The following is a 16,150-nucleotide window of genomic DNA, read 5'->3' on the forward strand; positions in this document are numbered from 1 at the left end:
AAATGAATAAGAAATTATTTCCGACCACGCCCGCCGGCCGCCTGAAGCTCTTCTTCACCTTGTTTGATTCCCGCTGGGAAGACCTGACAAAAGACAACTGGGCCAAAACCGTTTATCGGGATTTTAGCGCGGGGCTGATTGTGGCCATGACGGCCATTCCGATGGCGATGGGCTTTGCGATGGCAATGGGAATGCGCCCCGAACACGGCATCATTGCGGGCGCATTGGCCTGCGTGGTAGGACGTACTTTCGGCGGTTCCAAATACCAAGTCTACGGCCCAACCGCCGCGTTCATTCCCGTCATTGCGGGCCTGATTACAAAATATGGCCCCGCCAATGGTGGCGATTTTGAAACCGCCCACGGGTTTTTGATTTTGGTTTCCATGATTTCTGGCGTCATACTCATCATTATGGGTATTTATGGTTTTGGGCGCTACGCCAAGCTCGTTCCCAACTCCATCATTGTGGGTTTTACCATCGGTATCGCGGTGGCGATTGCGCTCACCAACGTGGAAGATATTCTAGGCATCGAATCATTCAAGGATTTATTGGGTCAAGACGAAGACATCAAAGGCGGTTTGATTCATAACCTGACTACGGCGTTTGGGAACATTGATAAAATCAACGGTTGGTCCATTTTTTTGGGGTTGATGACTTTCGCTTTAACCAAAACTTTACTCCGAATTTCGGTATTCATTCCTGGGCCAGTCATTGCGATGGGACTGGCTACCCTGCTCTCGGCTACTTTTCTGGCCGATAAAAACATCATTTTGGTCAAAGACCTTTACGGCTCTATCCCCAACAATTTCTTCGTGTTTACGCCGCCCATGCTACCCGCTCTGAACGGCACCGTCGTTGTTGATATAATCTATTTTGTCTGTGCCATTGTGTTTGTGTCGGGCGTCGAAAGTATTCTTTGTTCATCCATGGCCGACAAACTGGCCAATAACCAAAGAACGCCCTTTAATCCCGACAAGGAGTTTTTTGGACAAGGAATGGTGCAAATCCTTACGCCGTTGGTTCAGGGTTTTCCCTGTACTGGAGCGCTGGCCCGCACCGCTACGAGCATCAAAGCAGGTGCCCAAACGCCGTTGGCAGGTTACTTCAAAGCAGCTTTAAAATTGGCCATGGCCTATAATTTGGCACAATACCTCGAATTGATTCCGATGGCTTGTATTGGGGGTATCTTGGTTTGGGTGGCGAGTAATATGATCAAACCCTCCGAAATCCGCGAAATCAAGCATCAGGGTAAGTTTGAGTTTGCCATGATGACCTACACGGCCTTTATGGTTCCGCTGACCGACTTCCTGACGGGTGTTCTGTCGGCTTTGATTATCTATTTTGTGGTAAAAGCCGTTTTCAAACGTAAAACAAAAGATGCGCCAGAGTCAGCGCTTGAGGTTGACACTCTGATTAATTCACAGGCCTCTGGTTCTCCCAAATAAATCCTTTTTCAAAACCGATAAGAGTCACTAGCTGCCAAACTGGTAACTAGTGACTCTTATTTTTTAGCGTCGACTATTCTGTTTAAAATAAGAATGGACACTCGGCCACCGCCGACGCGCTACGGCGTAGACTTTGCCATCGGTCAGCTTGATTTGTTTCGGAAAGATACTTTCCACAAAACGAAGATTGATGAGGTAACGCTTATGAATCCGTAGAAATTGACTGGGTGGCAGGCGGAGTTCGAGTTGCTCCAAACACTTCGACACCAACAATTTCTGCCCGTCGACCAAATGAATAAAGGAATAATTGCCGTCGCCAGTGATACACACAACCTTTTCAAAATCAACGTATTGCCCTGACTCAAAGGTGGTTAAAGTAAAGAGAATCATCGGCGTCATTACTCTTTGGTTCTGCTGGATGGATTTGAAAGGTCATTCTTGGCTGAAACAACCGTTTTTAATTGATCAATTTCTGCCCGTTGCTCCGCAATCATTTCCCGCTGTTCATCAATCAATGCCTTCAGCGCTTTGATGGATTCGACCAACATTGGGTCAAAATCGCCGTAAGTAGCCGACAAATACCCATCGGCATGTTGTTGAACTTTGGTCGGAAACACCTCTCTCAACTCTTGCGCAATGAAGCCAAATTGCAGGTCTTTGCCCTTTTTTTCGTCAATCCAACGGTAATTTGCGCCCTTCAATTGCAACACTTTTTGGAGTATTTCTTGACTGTCGAGGTAGGTAATATCTTTTTTCAAACGACGGTCAGAGGGCGAATCCCAGTTGCCACCACCCACGGTTTTATAGGCATTACCTTCTACCTCAAGTCGATAGCTTAGCGTTGGCAGTCGTCCCACACCCAAATTACCCGGCCCCGAAAGGGTCATATTCACCACAGGCGTAGTGCCTGCGGCAGTAGTCGTCACAAAATCAATGGCGGCTCCCGTGCTGGTCGGACTCCAATCGGCGGTGGTTCGCATTTCGATACGCGCTTTGGCGTTGGTAAAATTATTTCCGTCGTAACCTCGGGCCCCAAAGCGAGCCAGAATATGGCCATTCAGCGAAGGCCCCGGAGTATTTACATTTCCGCCTGCCGATACCCCAAAAAATGCGGGAGCATCACCAAATCGTTTTACGGCAATTCCATCATCGGTCGTTGCCAGCACTTCCAGCGGATAGGTCGGAGAATCGGTATTGATGCCGATATTTCCATTTTCAGCAATGGTCATCCGTTTGAGGGGAATATCGTTATTGATAGGCGTAGTATAAAAGTTGATTTCGGCCCCATTTTCGGCACTAGCCCAAGTTTCTTTCGACCGAATTTCCATGCGGGCTCCTTCCTCAAAATAGCTACCATTGTGGCCAAGGCCTTCAAAACGGGCCAAAATTTGGTCGTTGGTCGAGGCCGATGGGGAACTCTCCGTGCCACCCGCATGGCTTCCGTAGATGTGGGAGTTATAAGTATTACCAGCCCCGTAGGTTCGTACGCCCATACCAGCGTTGCCCGCCACTTCAAAATCAACGAGTGGGTTATCGGTTCCAATTCCTACCCTTCCGTTTTGGTTAATAATCATGCGAGGCAATTGAGTGGTAAAACCGTTTTCAGTCGTTAAGAAAACCAACCGGGTTCCATTCTGAGTAGTGTTCCAGTTTTGGGTGGCCTCAAACCGAATCGCCCCTCTTGATTCGGTAAAGGAGGTACCGTTGTGCCCCCCCCCTTGAAGCGCAAAAATATCGTCGCCCGAAACCACCGCCGTTGGCAACGCAACCGTTCCATTGTGCCGTTTTGAAAAAATATTGGGCGGATTAGTTCCTTGTAGAATAATATTATCACCAGCTGTGCTTTGTTTTGCCTCCATCTGATTGGGCGTAATTAACACACTCTGTGCCAACAAATTAGAGGCCAAAAAACCAAAGATTGAAATAAAGAATAGCTTTTGCATGATTTTAAGAGTTGAGGTAAAAGATGGAAAAAGAAGCGTCTGTTATCGAAACCGCACAGAAAACTCTCCGTCGGTGATGTTGATGGTTTTTATGGGACTTGTAAATGATTTGGCAATACCCGAAAATTTCCCTTTAATAACTTCAGCGGTTTTTTCGGTGATTTCGATTTGCCCTGAACCGTTGTTAAAATTGGTTCGGTACACCACTTTGTCGGCATCTTCAAAAAAGATAGAGTTTTTCCCATTGCATTGGTGTACCCCTACGCCCTTAGTGGACTCCAACGTAATGTACATGGTGCGAGGGGTAGCGGTTTTGACGTTTTCCAACTCAGTTCCATAGATAGTATTGGACGTATTGCTAAAAACCACCGCATAGGCACCTATTTCATTTTCAATAGCATATTTATTGCCTTCAATCGTGCACGAGAAAAAGAAAGGACTTACGTTTTCTTTTTTGGAACAAGAAGCCAAGACAGTCAATAATAAAACGAATGCCAAATAGCGCTTTTTCATGGTTTAAGTAATATTTTAGGATTGCTTATCAAACATGGAATGAAGTCCGTAAAGATTTTCTGTTGGCAAAATTCAGATTTATATACATACCAAAACATCGTGTAAATAGGGATAATAACGCCAGAGAGGTTTGACTAAACAGTATATTCCATTGAATCGAAACCGTTAAGTAAATTTCCCGGTCAATTAAAGCCTTCGCCCCATAGATTGTTTGTAGATGAGCCAGTCATTTTCTAATTTTAATAGCGAAAAAGAAGTAAAAAGTGACTTAATGAAGCCGCTATGATTAAGCTCTGCCTAGTAGATGACCACGAATTATTGCTGCGCGGACTGGCCGCCATCATCGAAACTCAGCGTGATTTTGAGGTGATTAAAACCTGTACTTCTGGCCAAGATATCATTGATTTTTTGGGCACAAAACCTAGTATAGATATTTTAGTACTTGATGTAAATTTACCCAACTCAGACCCCGAAGATTTGCTGTCAAAAATCAGGGCAACGCATCCAGAATTACCCGTCATTTACCTTACCATCTTACGTGGCTCACGCCTGTTTCATCGACTCCAAAAATTTGGTTTTCACGGATATTTATTCAAGGATGCTACCTACGAGGAGGTTTTTGAGGCGATTAGAACGGTGGCTGGCGGCGGAACTTACTACGCCAAAAACATTGAGCTTGACTTTTCAAAAGACCAATCCATTCACCAAAATGGATACATCACCAAAAACTCGGGCGTCATTTTGAGCAAACGTGAAAAAGAAATCTTAACCCTCATTTGTCAGGAATACAGCAGTGCCCAAATTGCCGCAAAACTCTTTATCAGCGTAAGTACTGTTGATACGCACCGGCAAAATATTATGATCAAACTGGGGGTGAGCAATACCGTAGGTCTGGTGAAATACGCAATCAGTTACAATTTGATTGAGAATTAACAAAACCACATAATTAAATGATTATGAAACAGTTGTCGCTCATCATTTTGTTTTTTACGGTCTGCTTCAGGCAGGTACTCGGACAAGTTACCGAAACGTCCATCCGGGCAAAAATTGACAAGACACTGACCTTCTACGAATCAAAAAAGGACTCCATCAAACTGATGGCCGAACAAATTCGGGCCGATGCCCAGCGCATCGGATTAAAAAAAGAAGCCCTTTATTACCACCGTTTTATGGGCTTTTACTACGAATACGACGGCAAAATCGACCTCGCCGTCAAGTCGTACCTGACGCTTTTGAAAGAAGCCGAAAAGAATCAATTTTTTGATGAAAAATACCAAGCCATCGGCGACCTTGTTAACGTTTATATCAGTACGGAGCAAAATGAAAAAGCAAAAATGCTGTTGTTTAAAGGCGTCTTGGAGGGACAAAAAGAAAAAGCAAACCCCCGACGGCTGTCCACGTATTACACCAATCTCGGCGTGATTTACCGCAAAGAATCCAAATTTGACAGCGCCTTTTATTACTACACGCAGGCCCTTAATATCAAAAAAAACATCAAAGATTCAGTCGGCATTGCCACGGTGTATATCAACCTAGCTACGCTGCTCATCAAACAGGGAAAATACGCCCAAGCCAAGCCTTACATTGAAAAAAACATTGCCTTTCACAAGGCGATTCACTCGGACGAAGATTTATGGTATGACTACGGAAATATGTCCGAGATTTACCTTAAACTAAATCAGCGCAAAGAAGCCGAATGGTATGTAAATGAGTGCCTCAGGATTGCGAAAAAAAGCGGTTCAAAAACCAAAGAACACATCTCCATGAATTCCCTCGCCGACTTACACCGGTATTTTGGCGACTACAAAAAAGCCTATGAGTACTACGCCATTTACGATAGTCTGGGAAAAGAATTGATTAACGCCGAGACCAATAAATCCATTGCGCAACTAAGAGAGCAGTACGAATCCGAGAAAAAGGAACAAGAAAACAAACTCCTCAATCAGCAACTAAAACAGGAACAGCAACAGCGACTCATCTTCGGAATCAGCTTTTTGGGCGTGCTGCTGTTCTCGGGTGTGATTGGGTATTTTTTGGTCAAAAATCGGCAAAAAAACAAAATACTAAACGAAAAAAATGAGCTTATTGAGCGTCAGAATACCCGATTATCGGACCTAAACCGCGAAAAGAACCAGCTCATCAGTATTGTATCTCATGATTTGAGTACGCCGTTTTTGGTGATAAACACGTGGAATTCCATCTTAAAAATGAACCTAGATGCCGCCAATACCAAAGCTTTGGAGGCAGTCCAAATCATCGAAAAAAGCGTCAAACAGGGCATGAACTTGATACAGGACGTGCTAAACGTTGAAAAAGCAGAAACCAACAAACATACGCTCCGCCTCGAAACCTTTGATTTGCAGACCTTAATGCAGGAGGTGCTCAACGAGTTTGCAGAAGCAGCCCACGCCAAAAACATTCAATTGTTATTTGACCCAGCCCCTGAGCCTTTGCATCTCCTCTCCGACCCGCACTTGGTGCAACGGGTGCTTGAAAACCTCATCTCCAACGCCATCAAATATTCCAATCCGAACGGCCGTGTGTGGGTCAATGCTGAAAAAAAAGACGATATCATGATACTGCACGTCAAAGATGAGGGCATTGGCATCGAAAGCAAGCACCTTCCTCATTTATTCGAAAAATACAATACGGCCTCAGTCGCCACCGCTCTCAAGTCTTCTACGGGCTTAGGACTGAGCATTGTAAAACGGATTTTGGACGAAATCGGCGGTATCATTCTTTGCAAAAGCGAACCCGGAAAAGGAACGGAATTTACGGTTCGGTTGGCGGTGTAAGTAAAAAAAGTAATGCTTTCAAATGCAAAAAATCATTATCTAATAGCCATTCCCTTTACTATCAACCTTATGAAAATTCTAAAATCCTCCATCTGCGCCCTACTTTTGATGGGCATGAGTTTATTTGAAAGCGTTGCCCAAAATAAGCCCAATGAGGGTAAGATAACCGTCTTTATAAAATACAAAACTCAGCCGTCCAAAGAAGACATGGCTTTGAAGGCATTGCAGGAGTTAATCGCAAAAGTGAAGAAAGAGCCCCATTATGTAAGCATTGTTCTGCACGTTGACCCCAACGATAAAAGCAATATTTTACTCTATGAACAATGGGCCGATGAAGACTATTACAAAGGAGCGCATATGAAAACCGCACATCTTTTACAATTCATCAATGATTCGAGGCAATTTTTGGCAGGCCCACCAGATATTTCATTTTGGAAAGCTCAAAACTTACATTGACAAATATTTGGGGTTCAACTCTCAGATTCATCAAGTTTAGTGAAAGAAGACTTCTGACCTAAAAATTGGTCGTTACTAAGTCACAAAGTAAGTATTTATGGATAAATCCATTCTAGATATTTTACACTTTATTTTGTACTTTAATTGCAATTTAGCGTACCAAGAAATAGTGCCTCCCTCTCATTAAACCATGATTTTCAGATGAAAAAGCTAAACTTTTTTTTTATCATTTTCTGCTTTTGGGGAATATGCGGGAATTTATCAGCCCAAAACAGTACAATTTTGCCAAGTTCTTTACAACTTCCCAACGTTGCAACGTTGGGAAGTTGTACGGCTTCTCAAAAAGGACAATTAGTATTATTAACCACAGACAATAAAACCTATTATTGCAATGGATCGGCCTGGCAAGCCTTACTTACTGGGGTCAATCCTTGGTCGGTCAACGGGACTCATATCTACAACAATAATTCAGGAAATGTGGGTATAGGCATACAATCACCCACCCAGAAGCTGGATATCGTAGGCAATATTAAACTAACAGGTGAAGTAAATGCAACTCCTACTGGTACCTATAATTTAGTTCCCATTGCTGTTGCCTCGGTTCAAGATAATGGGATCCTATTAACGGGTACATCCAACATTGGTACCATTGAAACCGTATCGGCGGGTTATAAAAGAATTACAATAACTGGTCAAACGCTATCGATTGGTGCTAATTCAGTAGTAGGTTCCGTTTTTTCTGCATTTCCAGCATTTGTGAGTTTCTTAATCATCGATGGAAAATTAGAGATTAAAACCTACAATAGTTCTGGCACTTTGCAAAATGCCCCTTTTTCTTTTACAATTTACAAAGAGTAAAACACCTCAAAAAATATCCCTAAATTGCCATAGATACCCCAACCCATTATTCTCCATACCAATGATACAGTATTTTACGCTGCCCGGCTACGGCAACTCTCCCGCCCAACATTGGCAAACTCATTTTGAGCAACAATTGAGCAATTGCCGACGAATAAACCAGAAAAGATGGACGGGTGTAACCTGCGACGACTGGACCAGCGAAATTGAAAAAACGCTGAAAGACCTCGACACCTCCGAGACAATCTTGATCACGCACAGCCTTGGCGGGATTGCCTTGGCACATTGGGCGGCCAAACATCCAAAAAAAATCAAAGGTGCCATGATTGTGGCCCCTCCCGATATCGATAACCCCTACATGGATTTGTCGTTGCAGAGTTTTGCGCCCATCCCGCTTCAACCCCTCCCTTTTCCGTCGGTAGTGGTAGCAAGCACCAACGACCTCTGGACTTCCATGGATCGGTACAAGTTCTTTGCCGAATCTTGGGGAAGTAAACTGGTCTCTATCGGCGACGCAGGCCACATCAACGTCCATTCAGGTTATGGACGCTGGGACGAAGGATTAGAAATCCTCAAAACCCTCGTTTGAAAGGCTTTAGATTTTGTTGGTGAAAAAACATCAACAAAGACGCATAAGACCCCATTCAGTTTTCAGACAGATTTGGGTCTTATTTTTTTGTCTGATGCTGGGTGCTATCCGTAACTGCGGGTGGAATGCGCTTCATCAAAGACTCCAGGGATTCTATCTTTCGGTACAATACCTGAATTTCTTTGCTCTTTTTTTGGTCCTTTAAGTAGTCAAAAAAGATATGGTCAAACGCAAGCAATATAAGAACCAGCGCAAAACAGGAGGGTGATACCTTAAAACCGTCAAATTTGTCTTTTATAAATTTAAGCATTATTGTGCTCTCCTTCTTATTTCTAAGTTGCCACTCATAGAGGCTCCCCAATTTAACAACTTCATTTCCCCGGCCTGTGATACATACTTCGTACTCATACCCTACGTTTCCGGCACAAACGATACATATCCTATTATCAGCCAATCGATTAACCACTATTTTTATTTCTTCTTTATTGCACTGGTGCAGGGTTGTCATTTGTTCAACCAATGGCCCCATATTCAATCTACCATTATGCTTTGCAACAATTTTAATAATTTGATCAGCTATTGCAAACTGTGTTTCAGTAAGCGTCGTCATCCTGGAATACCTTTAACTTTACAGTCCATTCCTGATTACAATGGCCCTGTCTAATGATTTTTTAATTAAGTGATATAAAGGGCAATTAATTCAATGTATGCCGTAAATACAACCGACTGTCTATTTTTTTGGACTTATTGGAATAATTCAAATGCCCCCAAAAACCTGCTTGCACAGTGCTTCTTTTTGATTATTAACGGCCCTTTTTTGTCCAAAAACCAAGGATTAATGTAAATACGCTAACTAGTATACGTTAGTTCGTTTACCCATTAAAAATCTTAATTTGAAAGAATCTTTCAGCCCTTATTCCCCTTTTTCGTCTGACAAGCCATCCCCAAACCATCAAAGTGCCACTCAGCTAAAAAAATGACCTATCTGTCTAAATTTTAAACCCTTACTTCCAAAGATTTATTGCAACGGATACCGCAACACCAGCTCGACAGCTACATTAGGGTTACCCCCGAATCGCTGAGCAGAATCAGAAAGCGAATCCTGAAAGTCAAATAACGTTAGCTTCCCCTCCCTCCTTTCCACACCAGCCAGCCCGCAAGTCCCAGTTCTCCAAGAGCCATGGGCGCACTCAACACGGCGTCTACTGTGGCTTTGTAATGCTCATAATTTGGCAAAAGAAGCTGCGCCACATTCGCAAAAAGGTAACAAACCGACGCTACGAGCATTAAGATTCCCAGAATTTTGGAAATAAAACCCGACCGGAGCATTAAATAACCCAGTAAAAACAGATGGCCGCCAAAAACAATTAATCCCAACGACCACATGGCCAAAAAAGCCCTAAAACTGGTCATGGTCAAGGACACACTTTGGGGCTGACCCATTACTTCTGGTAAAATACCCACCAGATTCAACAACGCAACGCCCAACAAAGCGGCGTAGACCAGGCGCAACCACGCCGAAAGCAACGACAACGATTCATTGACCTGCTTAAAGAAAAGATAAAGTGCCCAAGCCACCACCACGTCAAGCATCAGAATAATGACAAACGAAAACAGCACCCACCGAAACAGGGCCGTTGATTCGTTCAGGTTTTTTAGTGTGGCGGGGCCATCGTTTGCCACGTATATATTTTCAAATCCGTACCCGTAGGCAAATCCCGCAATGAGGGCCATTGCAATCAGTGAGAAGCCTGCCATGAGGGCCATTTTTGGGGATGTTTGGTGCATTTTAGTATCCATTTCTTTGCTTTTTTGTGAATGATGGCCCAAAATTACCGCCCCCAAATTCTCTATCCATTGACTTTGGGTAAGAAATGAAATCGGGCATGGTAGGGTGTTTGTAGCTAGAATGGGTTACTATCACAAAAGCGCATAATAGCCTGACCAAAAATTTCAACAACTTAACCTACTTTTACAACAATCCAAAGGAATTCCTTTTTTTGAGGCCATCATTAAACGTTAGTTTTACAACCGAAGTAACACTACCTATAATGAAATTATCTTTTTTATATTTCACCCTGCTTTCAGCCACACAGGCCTCAAATTCAACTATTTAACCAAATCAACTATGGATTCCCAAAAAACACCCATCAACAAATTGGCGCTCGCAATTTTCATTACAATGAGTTTGGCTAGCTGTAACAGTGACGACACCGACACCACGACTCCTGTTTCTACCGAAGTGCCTGCCGTTTACAAAAAAATTTACGGAGCCACGAGCATTACCAGCGACGGCACCTACATCACCATCAAAACCAAAAACTTACCCGACCATAAAAGCCCCTATTATGCGGCAGGAAATGCGTTGTATGAAGCTTACAGCGGGAAGACCTTCAGCGGAGTCAATTTTGCCAAGAATCCGAATACGATTGCCGAATATAACGCCACTGTTAAAATTCCGCTAAACCCCAAAGTGGATGCGGCGCACGCTGCCACGCCCTTGGGGCCCATCGGGATTGCACTCAATGGCGTAGCGTTGTTTAATCAATATGCTGGCCCCAACAACCAAGCATTAACGGGCGAGATTGCGAGTTTTGATAAATACTATGGACACCCCCAAAACACTGGCGTGTACCATTATCACGTTGAGCCGTTGTATCTGACCACCGTCAAATCCACAAAATCAGGCCTGATGGGCTTTTTATTGGACGGCTTTCCCGTGTACGGGCCACAAGAAGAAAATGGCACAACTGTGACCAGCAGTATGCTGGATGCCTATCACGGGCATACGCACCCCACGGCCGATTATCCAAACGGTATCTACCACTATCATTTTACCGCCGACGCACCTTACCTGAATGGAAGCGGCTATTACGGAACGCCAGGAACGATAACGCAATAAATGAAATCTTACAAAACAGTTTTCTGGTTTCTTCTGGCCTGCTCTTGCAGCAAGCCAAAAGAAACCGTCCCTAAAACCTATCTTCTCCGATCTTCGGGCAGTATCTCAGTAAAAAATGACATTGTTTTTGTGGATAATCAAGCCTACAACGGTTTTTTGGTGGAACTCTCTCCCACCCATGACACACTCGCCTTGGAAGGTTATTACAAAGGCAAGCTGAGTGGACTGTACAAAAAATGGTATCCAAACAAACAGTTACGGGAAGAAAGAAATTACCTGAACGGGCAAAAACACGGCAAACAGGTCTCTTATTGGGAAAACGGCACCAAACGATTTGAATTTATGGCCGTAAACGATGCCTATGAGGGTGAATTGAAGGAATGGAGCCAAAACGGGAAGTTGTATCATCTGGGTACTTATGTAAAGGGACAAGAGGAAGGACCTCAAAAAATGTGGTATGATAATGGAAAAATACGCGCCAATTATGTCATCATTAAAGGGAAAAGATACGGATTATTGGGCACCAAAAACTGTAAAAATGTATCAGACAGCATTTTTGTTGTTAAGTAGCATGCTCCTGCTCGGCTGTACTGAAAATGGCTCGGGTACCACGGCATTGCCCTATTATAATGATCCCGATTTTACGCCCCTATTTGTCAAAAACGAAGCGGAGATAAAAGAAAAAATCTCGCATAGCATCAGCGATTTTTCTTTTTTAAATCAGGACAGTATCCTCATTTCACAGGAAAACATCGAAGGAAAAATCCACGTTGCCAACTTCATTTTTACTTCCTGCATAAGTATCTGTCCAGTAATGACCAAAAATATGAAAATTGTCAGTGATAGCGCAACGAATGACATTGTACTTCTCTCTTTTTCGGTCATGCCCTGGATTGATACGCCTACCGTACTTAAAAAATTTACGGAAAAACACCAAATCAAAAATAAACAGTGGCATTTTTTAACCGGAAGTAAATCAGGCATTTATCAATTGGCCCGAAAATCATATTTTGCCGAAGAAGACATTGGCTTCAGTAAAGACAGTACAGAGTTTCTTCATACAGAGCACTTTATTTTGGTAGATAAAAACAAGAGAATCAGAGGCATCTACAACGGAACCCTGAGCTTGGAAATGCAAAAACTATTGGAAGATATAAAAACGCTGAAAGGAGAATAACGTGAACAGAACTATAAGTCGTGTACTAAAAAAATTCGGTATTGCCGTCTTGGTAGCCCTCCTGTTTAAAGTACTGTTCTTTAGATTAATTGATTTTTTAGAACCCGACTTATTCATCATCCCCTTCATCGTTTTGATACTCTGGGAAGGCAATACTTATATTGACCAGCAATTAGAAAAAAGATACAGTTGGTTAGGCAATACGCAACAAAGAATATTCAGTCAATTTGTCTTTAGCCTTTTTTTTACAGCTATTTCGCTGTTTTTATTAATGAACTTCCTTCATTTTATTAAATTCGGCGAAATACGTTTGCTCAACAAAGCCATCAGGCAGATGTTTATTCCAGCCATAATTATTACTTTTTTGGGCTTAGTGAGCTATATTTCAAGTCAATTTTTTAGGGCTTGGAACCAAAGTATGGTAGAAATTGAAAAATATAAAACTGCCAGCGCAACCGCCCAACTTGAAAACCTAAAAAACCAACTTAATCCCCACTTTTTGTTCAATAATCTCAGCGTATTGAGTTCATTGGTGTACCAAAACCAAGACAAAGCAGTTGATTTTATCAACGAACTGTCAAAAGTGTATCGGTATGTATTGGACAGCAAAAATGCCGAGTTGGTCAATCTACAAGAAGAGTTAGATTTTCTAGAACATTACATGTATTTATTAAAAATACGATTTGGGAGCAGCATTAGGTTTGTCCTCAACATCTCAGCCCCTGCTAAAAGCCTCTATTTGCCACCCATGTGTCTACAAATGTTGGTCGAAAACACCATTCAACACAACGAAACCTCACAGGCCAACCCGTTGCAGGTAACGATTTTCACCGAAAAAAATCGGTTATTGATCACAAATCCGATTCAGCCCCGAAGCGATAAAGTCAAAAGCTCACAGACAGGACTAAAAAATATGCAAGTACGATACCAGTTTTTTACCGACGACAAAATAGAAATCATCCGTACGGATAAAGCATTTACCGTAATTTTGCCTTTACTTTTAAAGCCATGAACATTGTAATCGTAGAAGACGAAAAGCTTTCGGCAGAGCATTTGCATTTGTTACTGTTGAAGATAGACCCTACTGTTCAGGTAATCCAATATTTGGATTCGGTGGCCGCTACCGTAAAGGCATTTGAGAGCGGCTTGCAGGCAGATCTGCTTTTTCTGGACATTCACTTGGCAGATGGCAACAGTTTCGAGATTTTTTCCTGCATCCAGCCTGAAATTCCCATTATTTTCACAACCGCCTACGACAATTATGCCATTCAAGCTTTTAAGCAAAATAGCATTGATTATTTGTTAAAGCCCATTTCGTTGAAAGAGCTAACGTTTGCCGTTGAAAAATTTAAGAAACAAAGACATTCAGGCAATAAGCACTTGCTTGAAACCATCACCCTTGCCTATCAGCAATTCAACAACCAATACAAAACTCGTTTTTTAGTCAAATCTGGGCAGAGCATTACTACCATTCAAGCCGATGAGATTCATCATTTTGAGACCCAAGACAGCATTTCTTTTTTAGTAACCAACGCAGGAGGCCGTTACATTATCGATTATACGTTGGACCAACTGGAAAAAATTCTGCTACCCAAAGATTTCTTTCGTATAAACCGAAAAGTAATCTTGCATATTCAGGCCATTGAAAAGGCAAGCACCTATTTTAATGGTCGGTTGTCTATTTCTGCCAAATTGCCAGAAGGCGACGCAAACATTGTGAGCAGGGAGCGAGTAGCTGACTTTAAAATTTGGCTGGATTCGTAATGAAAGGCATCAACCTAGCGAAGCTTATTGAATTTTGTTGGTGAAATAACACCAACAAAGACAAATTCGCTTATTTGTCATTCATTTAGTCTCCTCACCCCACCCGATACCCCAAACTCTGCTTGATGACCTTCAACGAAAAGGTACTGTTGAGCGTGCCAATATTTTCGATTTTAGAGAGTTTGTTGCGCACAAAACCGTGGTATTCGTCCAGACTTCCCATGTTGATTTTCAATAAAAAATCTACCTGACCCGCCATGTGGTAGCATTCCTGTACCTCTTCTAGCTTCTGAATTTCTTTTTCAAAGTTTTCGATAAACGCCTTGTCGTGGTAGCGCATCGACACCTGACAAAAAATGGTGATGGGCTGCCCAAGCAGTTCTTTGTCCAGAATCGCCACGTATTGTTTGATAAAACCAAGGTTTTCCAGCCGCTTGATACGCTCATACACGGGCGACAACGTCAGGCCAAGCGTAGCGGCCAATTCTTTCGTGGTGAGCTTGGCGTCGGCCTGTAAAAGGCGGAGCAGTTTCTTGTCGATGTCGTCGAGTTGTTCCATGCCGAAAATTTTTCTTTCTATCCTATCTTCTTTTAATACAATTCAACAAATTTAACTTCATTTTAAATACCATACCACAATATTAACTGATTTTATACCACTATTTTACAAATTCTAACGGCCTAACTACTTTTGTGCCACGAATTACACTTCATCAATATTCCAAAAATCAGTTACTCAACACCCATTGAACCATGAAGCACGAAACTATTTTAGTCATTGGGGCCAACGGGCAAATCGGCACGGCACTCTTACCGCGCCTCCAAACGATGTACGGATTCGGTAACGTCATCGCTACTGATATTCGTCAAACGGGACACGAGGAAGCCATCTTTGAAGTTTTAGATGCCACCAACGTAACGGCACTGGCCGACATCGTTCAGCGGCACCGTGTTACCCAAATTTATCACTTAGCGGCCGTGCTCTCGGCCAAAGGCGAAGCAGACCCATTGTGGGCGTGGAACCTCAACATGCAGACTTTACTCAACGTTTTAGAAATAGGCCGAACGTTTAATCTAAACAAGGTTTTTGTACCGAGTTCGATTGCCGCCTTCGGCGAACATGCCCCCAAAGAAGAAACACCGCAGTCTTCCGTCTTGGACCCCGCCACCGTCTATGGCATTAGCAAAGTAGCCGCCGAAAATTGGTCGGTGTATTACCACAAACGCTACAAACTGGATGTACGCTCGTTGCGTTATCCGGGCGTCATCAGTTACCAATCCATGCCCGGTGGCGGCACCACCGACTACGCCGTGGCCATTTACCACGAAGCCGTTCAAGGCCATAATTTCGAATGTTTTTTGGCCGCAGACACCCGTTTGCCCATGATTTACATGGACGACGCGCTCCGCGCCACGCTTGAATTAATGGAAGCCCCCACCGATAACATCACCGTTAGGACTTCTTATAATCTAGCGGGTATGAGCTTTACACCCGCCGAATTGACGGCCTCTATCCAACAGCATTTCCCTGATTTTAAGGTAACTTATGCCCCTGATTTTCGGCAGGCCATCGCTGATTCATGGCCCAAAAGCATTGACGATTCGGTTGCGCGGCAAGATTGGGGCTGGAAACCCGCGTTTGATTTACCCAAAATGACGCACGAAATGATTACCCATCTCAACGAATTGTATCACGTAACTGCCTAAC

18 protein-coding genes are annotated in these 16,150 nt (G+C 43.1%); 12 read left to right on the top strand and 6 right to left on the bottom strand.

Features of this window, described 5'->3' with window-relative positions:
* Positions 1-2 precede the first annotated feature (2 nt).
* Positions 3-1,445, top strand: coding sequence for a SulP family inorganic anion transporter (locus DR864_RS06430; protein ID WP_114066178.1), 1,443 nt, complete (start codon positions 3-5; stop codon positions 1,443-1,445).
* Between the two features lie 63 nt (positions 1,446-1,508).
* Here the strand turns inward: DR864_RS06430 and DR864_RS06435 are convergent, their stop codons facing one another.
* Genes DR864_RS06435 through DR864_RS06445 form a run of 3 tightly spaced genes read right to left on the bottom strand, consistent with a single transcriptional unit; the run spans position 1,509 to position 3,901 of the window.
* On the bottom strand, positions 1,509-1,835 hold the full coding sequence (locus DR864_RS06435) for a LytR/AlgR family response regulator transcription factor (protein ID WP_162793590.1): 327 nt from the start codon (positions 1,833-1,835) through the stop codon (positions 1,509-1,511).
* Positions 1,836-1,843: 8 nt separating this feature from the next.
* On the bottom strand, positions 1,844-3,388 hold the full coding sequence (locus DR864_RS06440) for a tail fiber domain-containing protein (RefSeq protein WP_114066180.1): 1,545 nt from the start codon (positions 3,386-3,388) through the stop codon (positions 1,844-1,846).
* A 42-nt stretch (positions 3,389-3,430) separates the two neighbouring features.
* A complete protein-coding gene (locus DR864_RS06445; protein WP_114066181.1) occupies positions 3,431-3,901 on the bottom strand; it encodes a hypothetical protein in 471 nt (156 codons plus the stop codon).
* 282 nt (positions 3,902-4,183) lie between these two features.
* On the opposite strand from DR864_RS06445, the gene DR864_RS06450 reads away from it, so the two are divergent.
* From DR864_RS06450 to DR864_RS06470, 5 genes are all read left to right on the top strand, one after another.
* Positions 4,184-4,834 (top strand): response regulator transcription factor, encoded by a 651-nt coding sequence (locus DR864_RS06450; protein ID WP_114066182.1) that lies wholly within the window; start codon positions 4,184-4,186, stop codon positions 4,832-4,834.
* 23 nt (positions 4,835-4,857) lie between these two features.
* Positions 4,858-6,696 carry a tetratricopeptide repeat-containing sensor histidine kinase gene (locus DR864_RS06455; protein WP_162793592.1) on the top strand — a complete coding sequence of 613 codons (1,839 nt, stop codon included), beginning with the start codon at positions 4,858-4,860 and terminating at the stop codon, positions 6,694-6,696.
* 69 nt (positions 6,697-6,765) lie between these two features.
* On the top strand, positions 6,766-7,152 hold the full coding sequence (locus DR864_RS06460) for a putative quinol monooxygenase (RefSeq protein ID WP_162793594.1): 387 nt from the start codon (positions 6,766-6,768) through the stop codon (positions 7,150-7,152).
* 201 nt (positions 7,153-7,353) lie between these two features.
* Positions 7,354-8,010, top strand: a complete 657-nt coding sequence (locus DR864_RS06465) for a hypothetical protein (protein ID WP_114066185.1) — start codon at positions 7,354-7,356, stop codon at positions 8,008-8,010.
* Positions 8,011-8,071: 61 nt separating this feature from the next.
* Positions 8,072-8,599: an RBBP9/YdeN family alpha/beta hydrolase gene (locus tag DR864_RS06470; RefSeq protein WP_162793596.1), complete on the top strand. Its 528-nt coding sequence runs from the start codon at positions 8,072-8,074 to the stop codon at positions 8,597-8,599.
* A 79-nt stretch (positions 8,600-8,678) separates the two neighbouring features.
* Here the strand turns inward: DR864_RS06470 and DR864_RS06475 are convergent, their stop codons facing one another.
* Together DR864_RS06475 and DR864_RS06485 are read right to left on the bottom strand one after the other, a co-directional pair.
* Positions 8,679-9,209, bottom strand: coding sequence for a hypothetical protein (locus tag DR864_RS06475; protein ID WP_114066187.1), 531 nt, complete (start codon positions 9,207-9,209; stop codon positions 8,679-8,681).
* Between the two features lie 509 nt (positions 9,210-9,718).
* Positions 9,719-10,387 carry a DUF4386 domain-containing protein gene (locus tag DR864_RS06485; protein ID WP_162793598.1) on the bottom strand — a complete coding sequence of 223 codons (669 nt, stop codon included), beginning with the start codon at positions 10,385-10,387 and terminating at the stop codon, positions 9,719-9,721.
* Between the two features lie 394 nt (positions 10,388-10,781).
* Here DR864_RS06485 and DR864_RS06490 point away from each other — a divergent pair, with 394 nt between their 5' ends.
* The 5 genes from DR864_RS06490 to DR864_RS06510 are packed head-to-tail and all read left to right on the top strand — an operon-like array spanning position 10,782 to position 14,442.
* Complete coding sequence (locus tag DR864_RS06490; protein ID WP_229599588.1) at positions 10,782-11,501, top strand: YHYH protein; 720 nt, start codon at positions 10,782-10,784, stop codon at positions 11,499-11,501.
* Complete coding sequence (locus DR864_RS06495) at positions 11,502-12,071, top strand: toxin-antitoxin system YwqK family antitoxin (protein WP_114066190.1); 570 nt, start codon at positions 11,502-11,504, stop codon at positions 12,069-12,071.
* Positions 12,040-12,678 carry an SCO family protein gene (locus DR864_RS06500; protein ID WP_114066191.1) on the top strand — a complete coding sequence of 213 codons (639 nt, stop codon included), beginning with the start codon at positions 12,040-12,042 and terminating at the stop codon, positions 12,676-12,678. Before DR864_RS06495 ends, DR864_RS06500 begins: the two co-directional genes overlap by 32 nt.
* Before the next feature lies 1 nt (position 12,679).
* Positions 12,680-13,690 carry a sensor histidine kinase gene (locus DR864_RS06505; RefSeq protein ID WP_114066192.1) on the top strand — a complete coding sequence of 337 codons (1,011 nt, stop codon included), beginning with the start codon at positions 12,680-12,682 and terminating at the stop codon, positions 13,688-13,690.
* Positions 13,687-14,442: a LytR/AlgR family response regulator transcription factor gene (locus tag DR864_RS06510; protein ID WP_114066193.1), complete on the top strand. Its 756-nt coding sequence runs from the start codon at positions 13,687-13,689 to the stop codon at positions 14,440-14,442. Before DR864_RS06505 ends, DR864_RS06510 begins: the two co-directional genes overlap by 4 nt.
* A gap of 94 nt (positions 14,443-14,536) precedes the next feature.
* Here the strand turns inward: DR864_RS06510 and DR864_RS06515 are convergent, their stop codons facing one another.
* A complete protein-coding gene (locus DR864_RS06515; RefSeq protein ID WP_013930683.1) occupies positions 14,537-15,001 on the bottom strand; it encodes an Lrp/AsnC family transcriptional regulator in 465 nt (154 codons plus the stop codon).
* 194 nt (positions 15,002-15,195) lie between these two features.
* Here DR864_RS06515 and DR864_RS06520 point away from each other — a divergent pair, with 194 nt between their 5' ends.
* The gene (locus DR864_RS06520; protein WP_114066194.1) at positions 15,196-16,149 is read left to right on the top strand and encodes an NAD-dependent epimerase/dehydratase family protein; all 954 of its coding nucleotides are present in this window, start codon (positions 15,196-15,198) and stop codon (positions 16,147-16,149) included.
* Position 16,150: the final 1 nt, after the last annotated feature.

Origin of the sequence: Runella rosea (assembly GCF_003325355.1) — a bacterium.
Classification (GTDB): Bacteria; Bacteroidota; Bacteroidia; order Cytophagales; family Spirosomataceae; genus Runella; species Runella rosea.

What these genes read in the sequence shown, in the direction of transcription:
- DR864_RS06430 (WP_114066178.1), top strand. Translation starts at nt 3, where the DNA reads ATGAATAAGAAATTATTTCCGACCACGCCCGCCGGCCGCCTGAAGCTC.
- DR864_RS06435 (WP_162793590.1), bottom strand. Translation starts at nt 1,835, where the DNA reads ATGATTCTCTTTACTTTAACCACCTTTGAGTCAGGGCAATACGTTGAT.
- DR864_RS06440 (WP_114066180.1), bottom strand. Translation starts at nt 3,388, where the DNA reads ATGCAAAAGCTATTCTTTATTTCAATCTTTGGTTTTTTGGCCTCTAAT.
- DR864_RS06445 (WP_114066181.1), bottom strand. Translation starts at nt 3,901, where the DNA reads ATGAAAAAGCGCTATTTGGCATTCGTTTTATTATTGACTGTCTTGGCT.
- DR864_RS06450 (WP_114066182.1), top strand. Translation starts at nt 4,184, where the DNA reads ATGATTAAGCTCTGCCTAGTAGATGACCACGAATTATTGCTGCGCGGA.
- DR864_RS06455 (WP_162793592.1), top strand. Translation starts at nt 4,858, where the DNA reads ATGAAACAGTTGTCGCTCATCATTTTGTTTTTTACGGTCTGCTTCAGG.
- DR864_RS06460 (WP_162793594.1), top strand. Translation starts at nt 6,766, where the DNA reads ATGAAAATTCTAAAATCCTCCATCTGCGCCCTACTTTTGATGGGCATG.
- DR864_RS06465 (WP_114066185.1), top strand. Translation starts at nt 7,354, where the DNA reads ATGAAAAAGCTAAACTTTTTTTTTATCATTTTCTGCTTTTGGGGAATA.
- DR864_RS06470 (WP_162793596.1), top strand. Translation starts at nt 8,072, where the DNA reads ATGATACAGTATTTTACGCTGCCCGGCTACGGCAACTCTCCCGCCCAA.
- DR864_RS06475 (WP_114066187.1), bottom strand. Translation starts at nt 9,209, where the DNA reads ATGACGACGCTTACTGAAACACAGTTTGCAATAGCTGATCAAATTATT.
- DR864_RS06485 (WP_162793598.1), bottom strand. Translation starts at nt 10,387, where the DNA reads ATGCACCAAACATCCCCAAAAATGGCCCTCATGGCAGGCTTCTCACTG.
- DR864_RS06490 (WP_229599588.1), top strand. Translation starts at nt 10,782, where the DNA reads ATGAGTTTGGCTAGCTGTAACAGTGACGACACCGACACCACGACTCCT.
- DR864_RS06495 (WP_114066190.1), top strand. Translation starts at nt 11,502, where the DNA reads ATGAAATCTTACAAAACAGTTTTCTGGTTTCTTCTGGCCTGCTCTTGC.
- DR864_RS06500 (WP_114066191.1), top strand. Translation starts at nt 12,040, where the DNA reads ATGTATCAGACAGCATTTTTGTTGTTAAGTAGCATGCTCCTGCTCGGC.
- DR864_RS06510 (WP_114066193.1), top strand. Translation starts at nt 13,687, where the DNA reads ATGAACATTGTAATCGTAGAAGACGAAAAGCTTTCGGCAGAGCATTTG.
- DR864_RS06515 (WP_013930683.1), bottom strand. Translation starts at nt 15,001, where the DNA reads ATGGAACAACTCGACGACATCGACAAGAAACTGCTCCGCCTTTTACAG.
- DR864_RS06520 (WP_114066194.1), top strand. Translation starts at nt 15,196, where the DNA reads ATGAAGCACGAAACTATTTTAGTCATTGGGGCCAACGGGCAAATCGGC.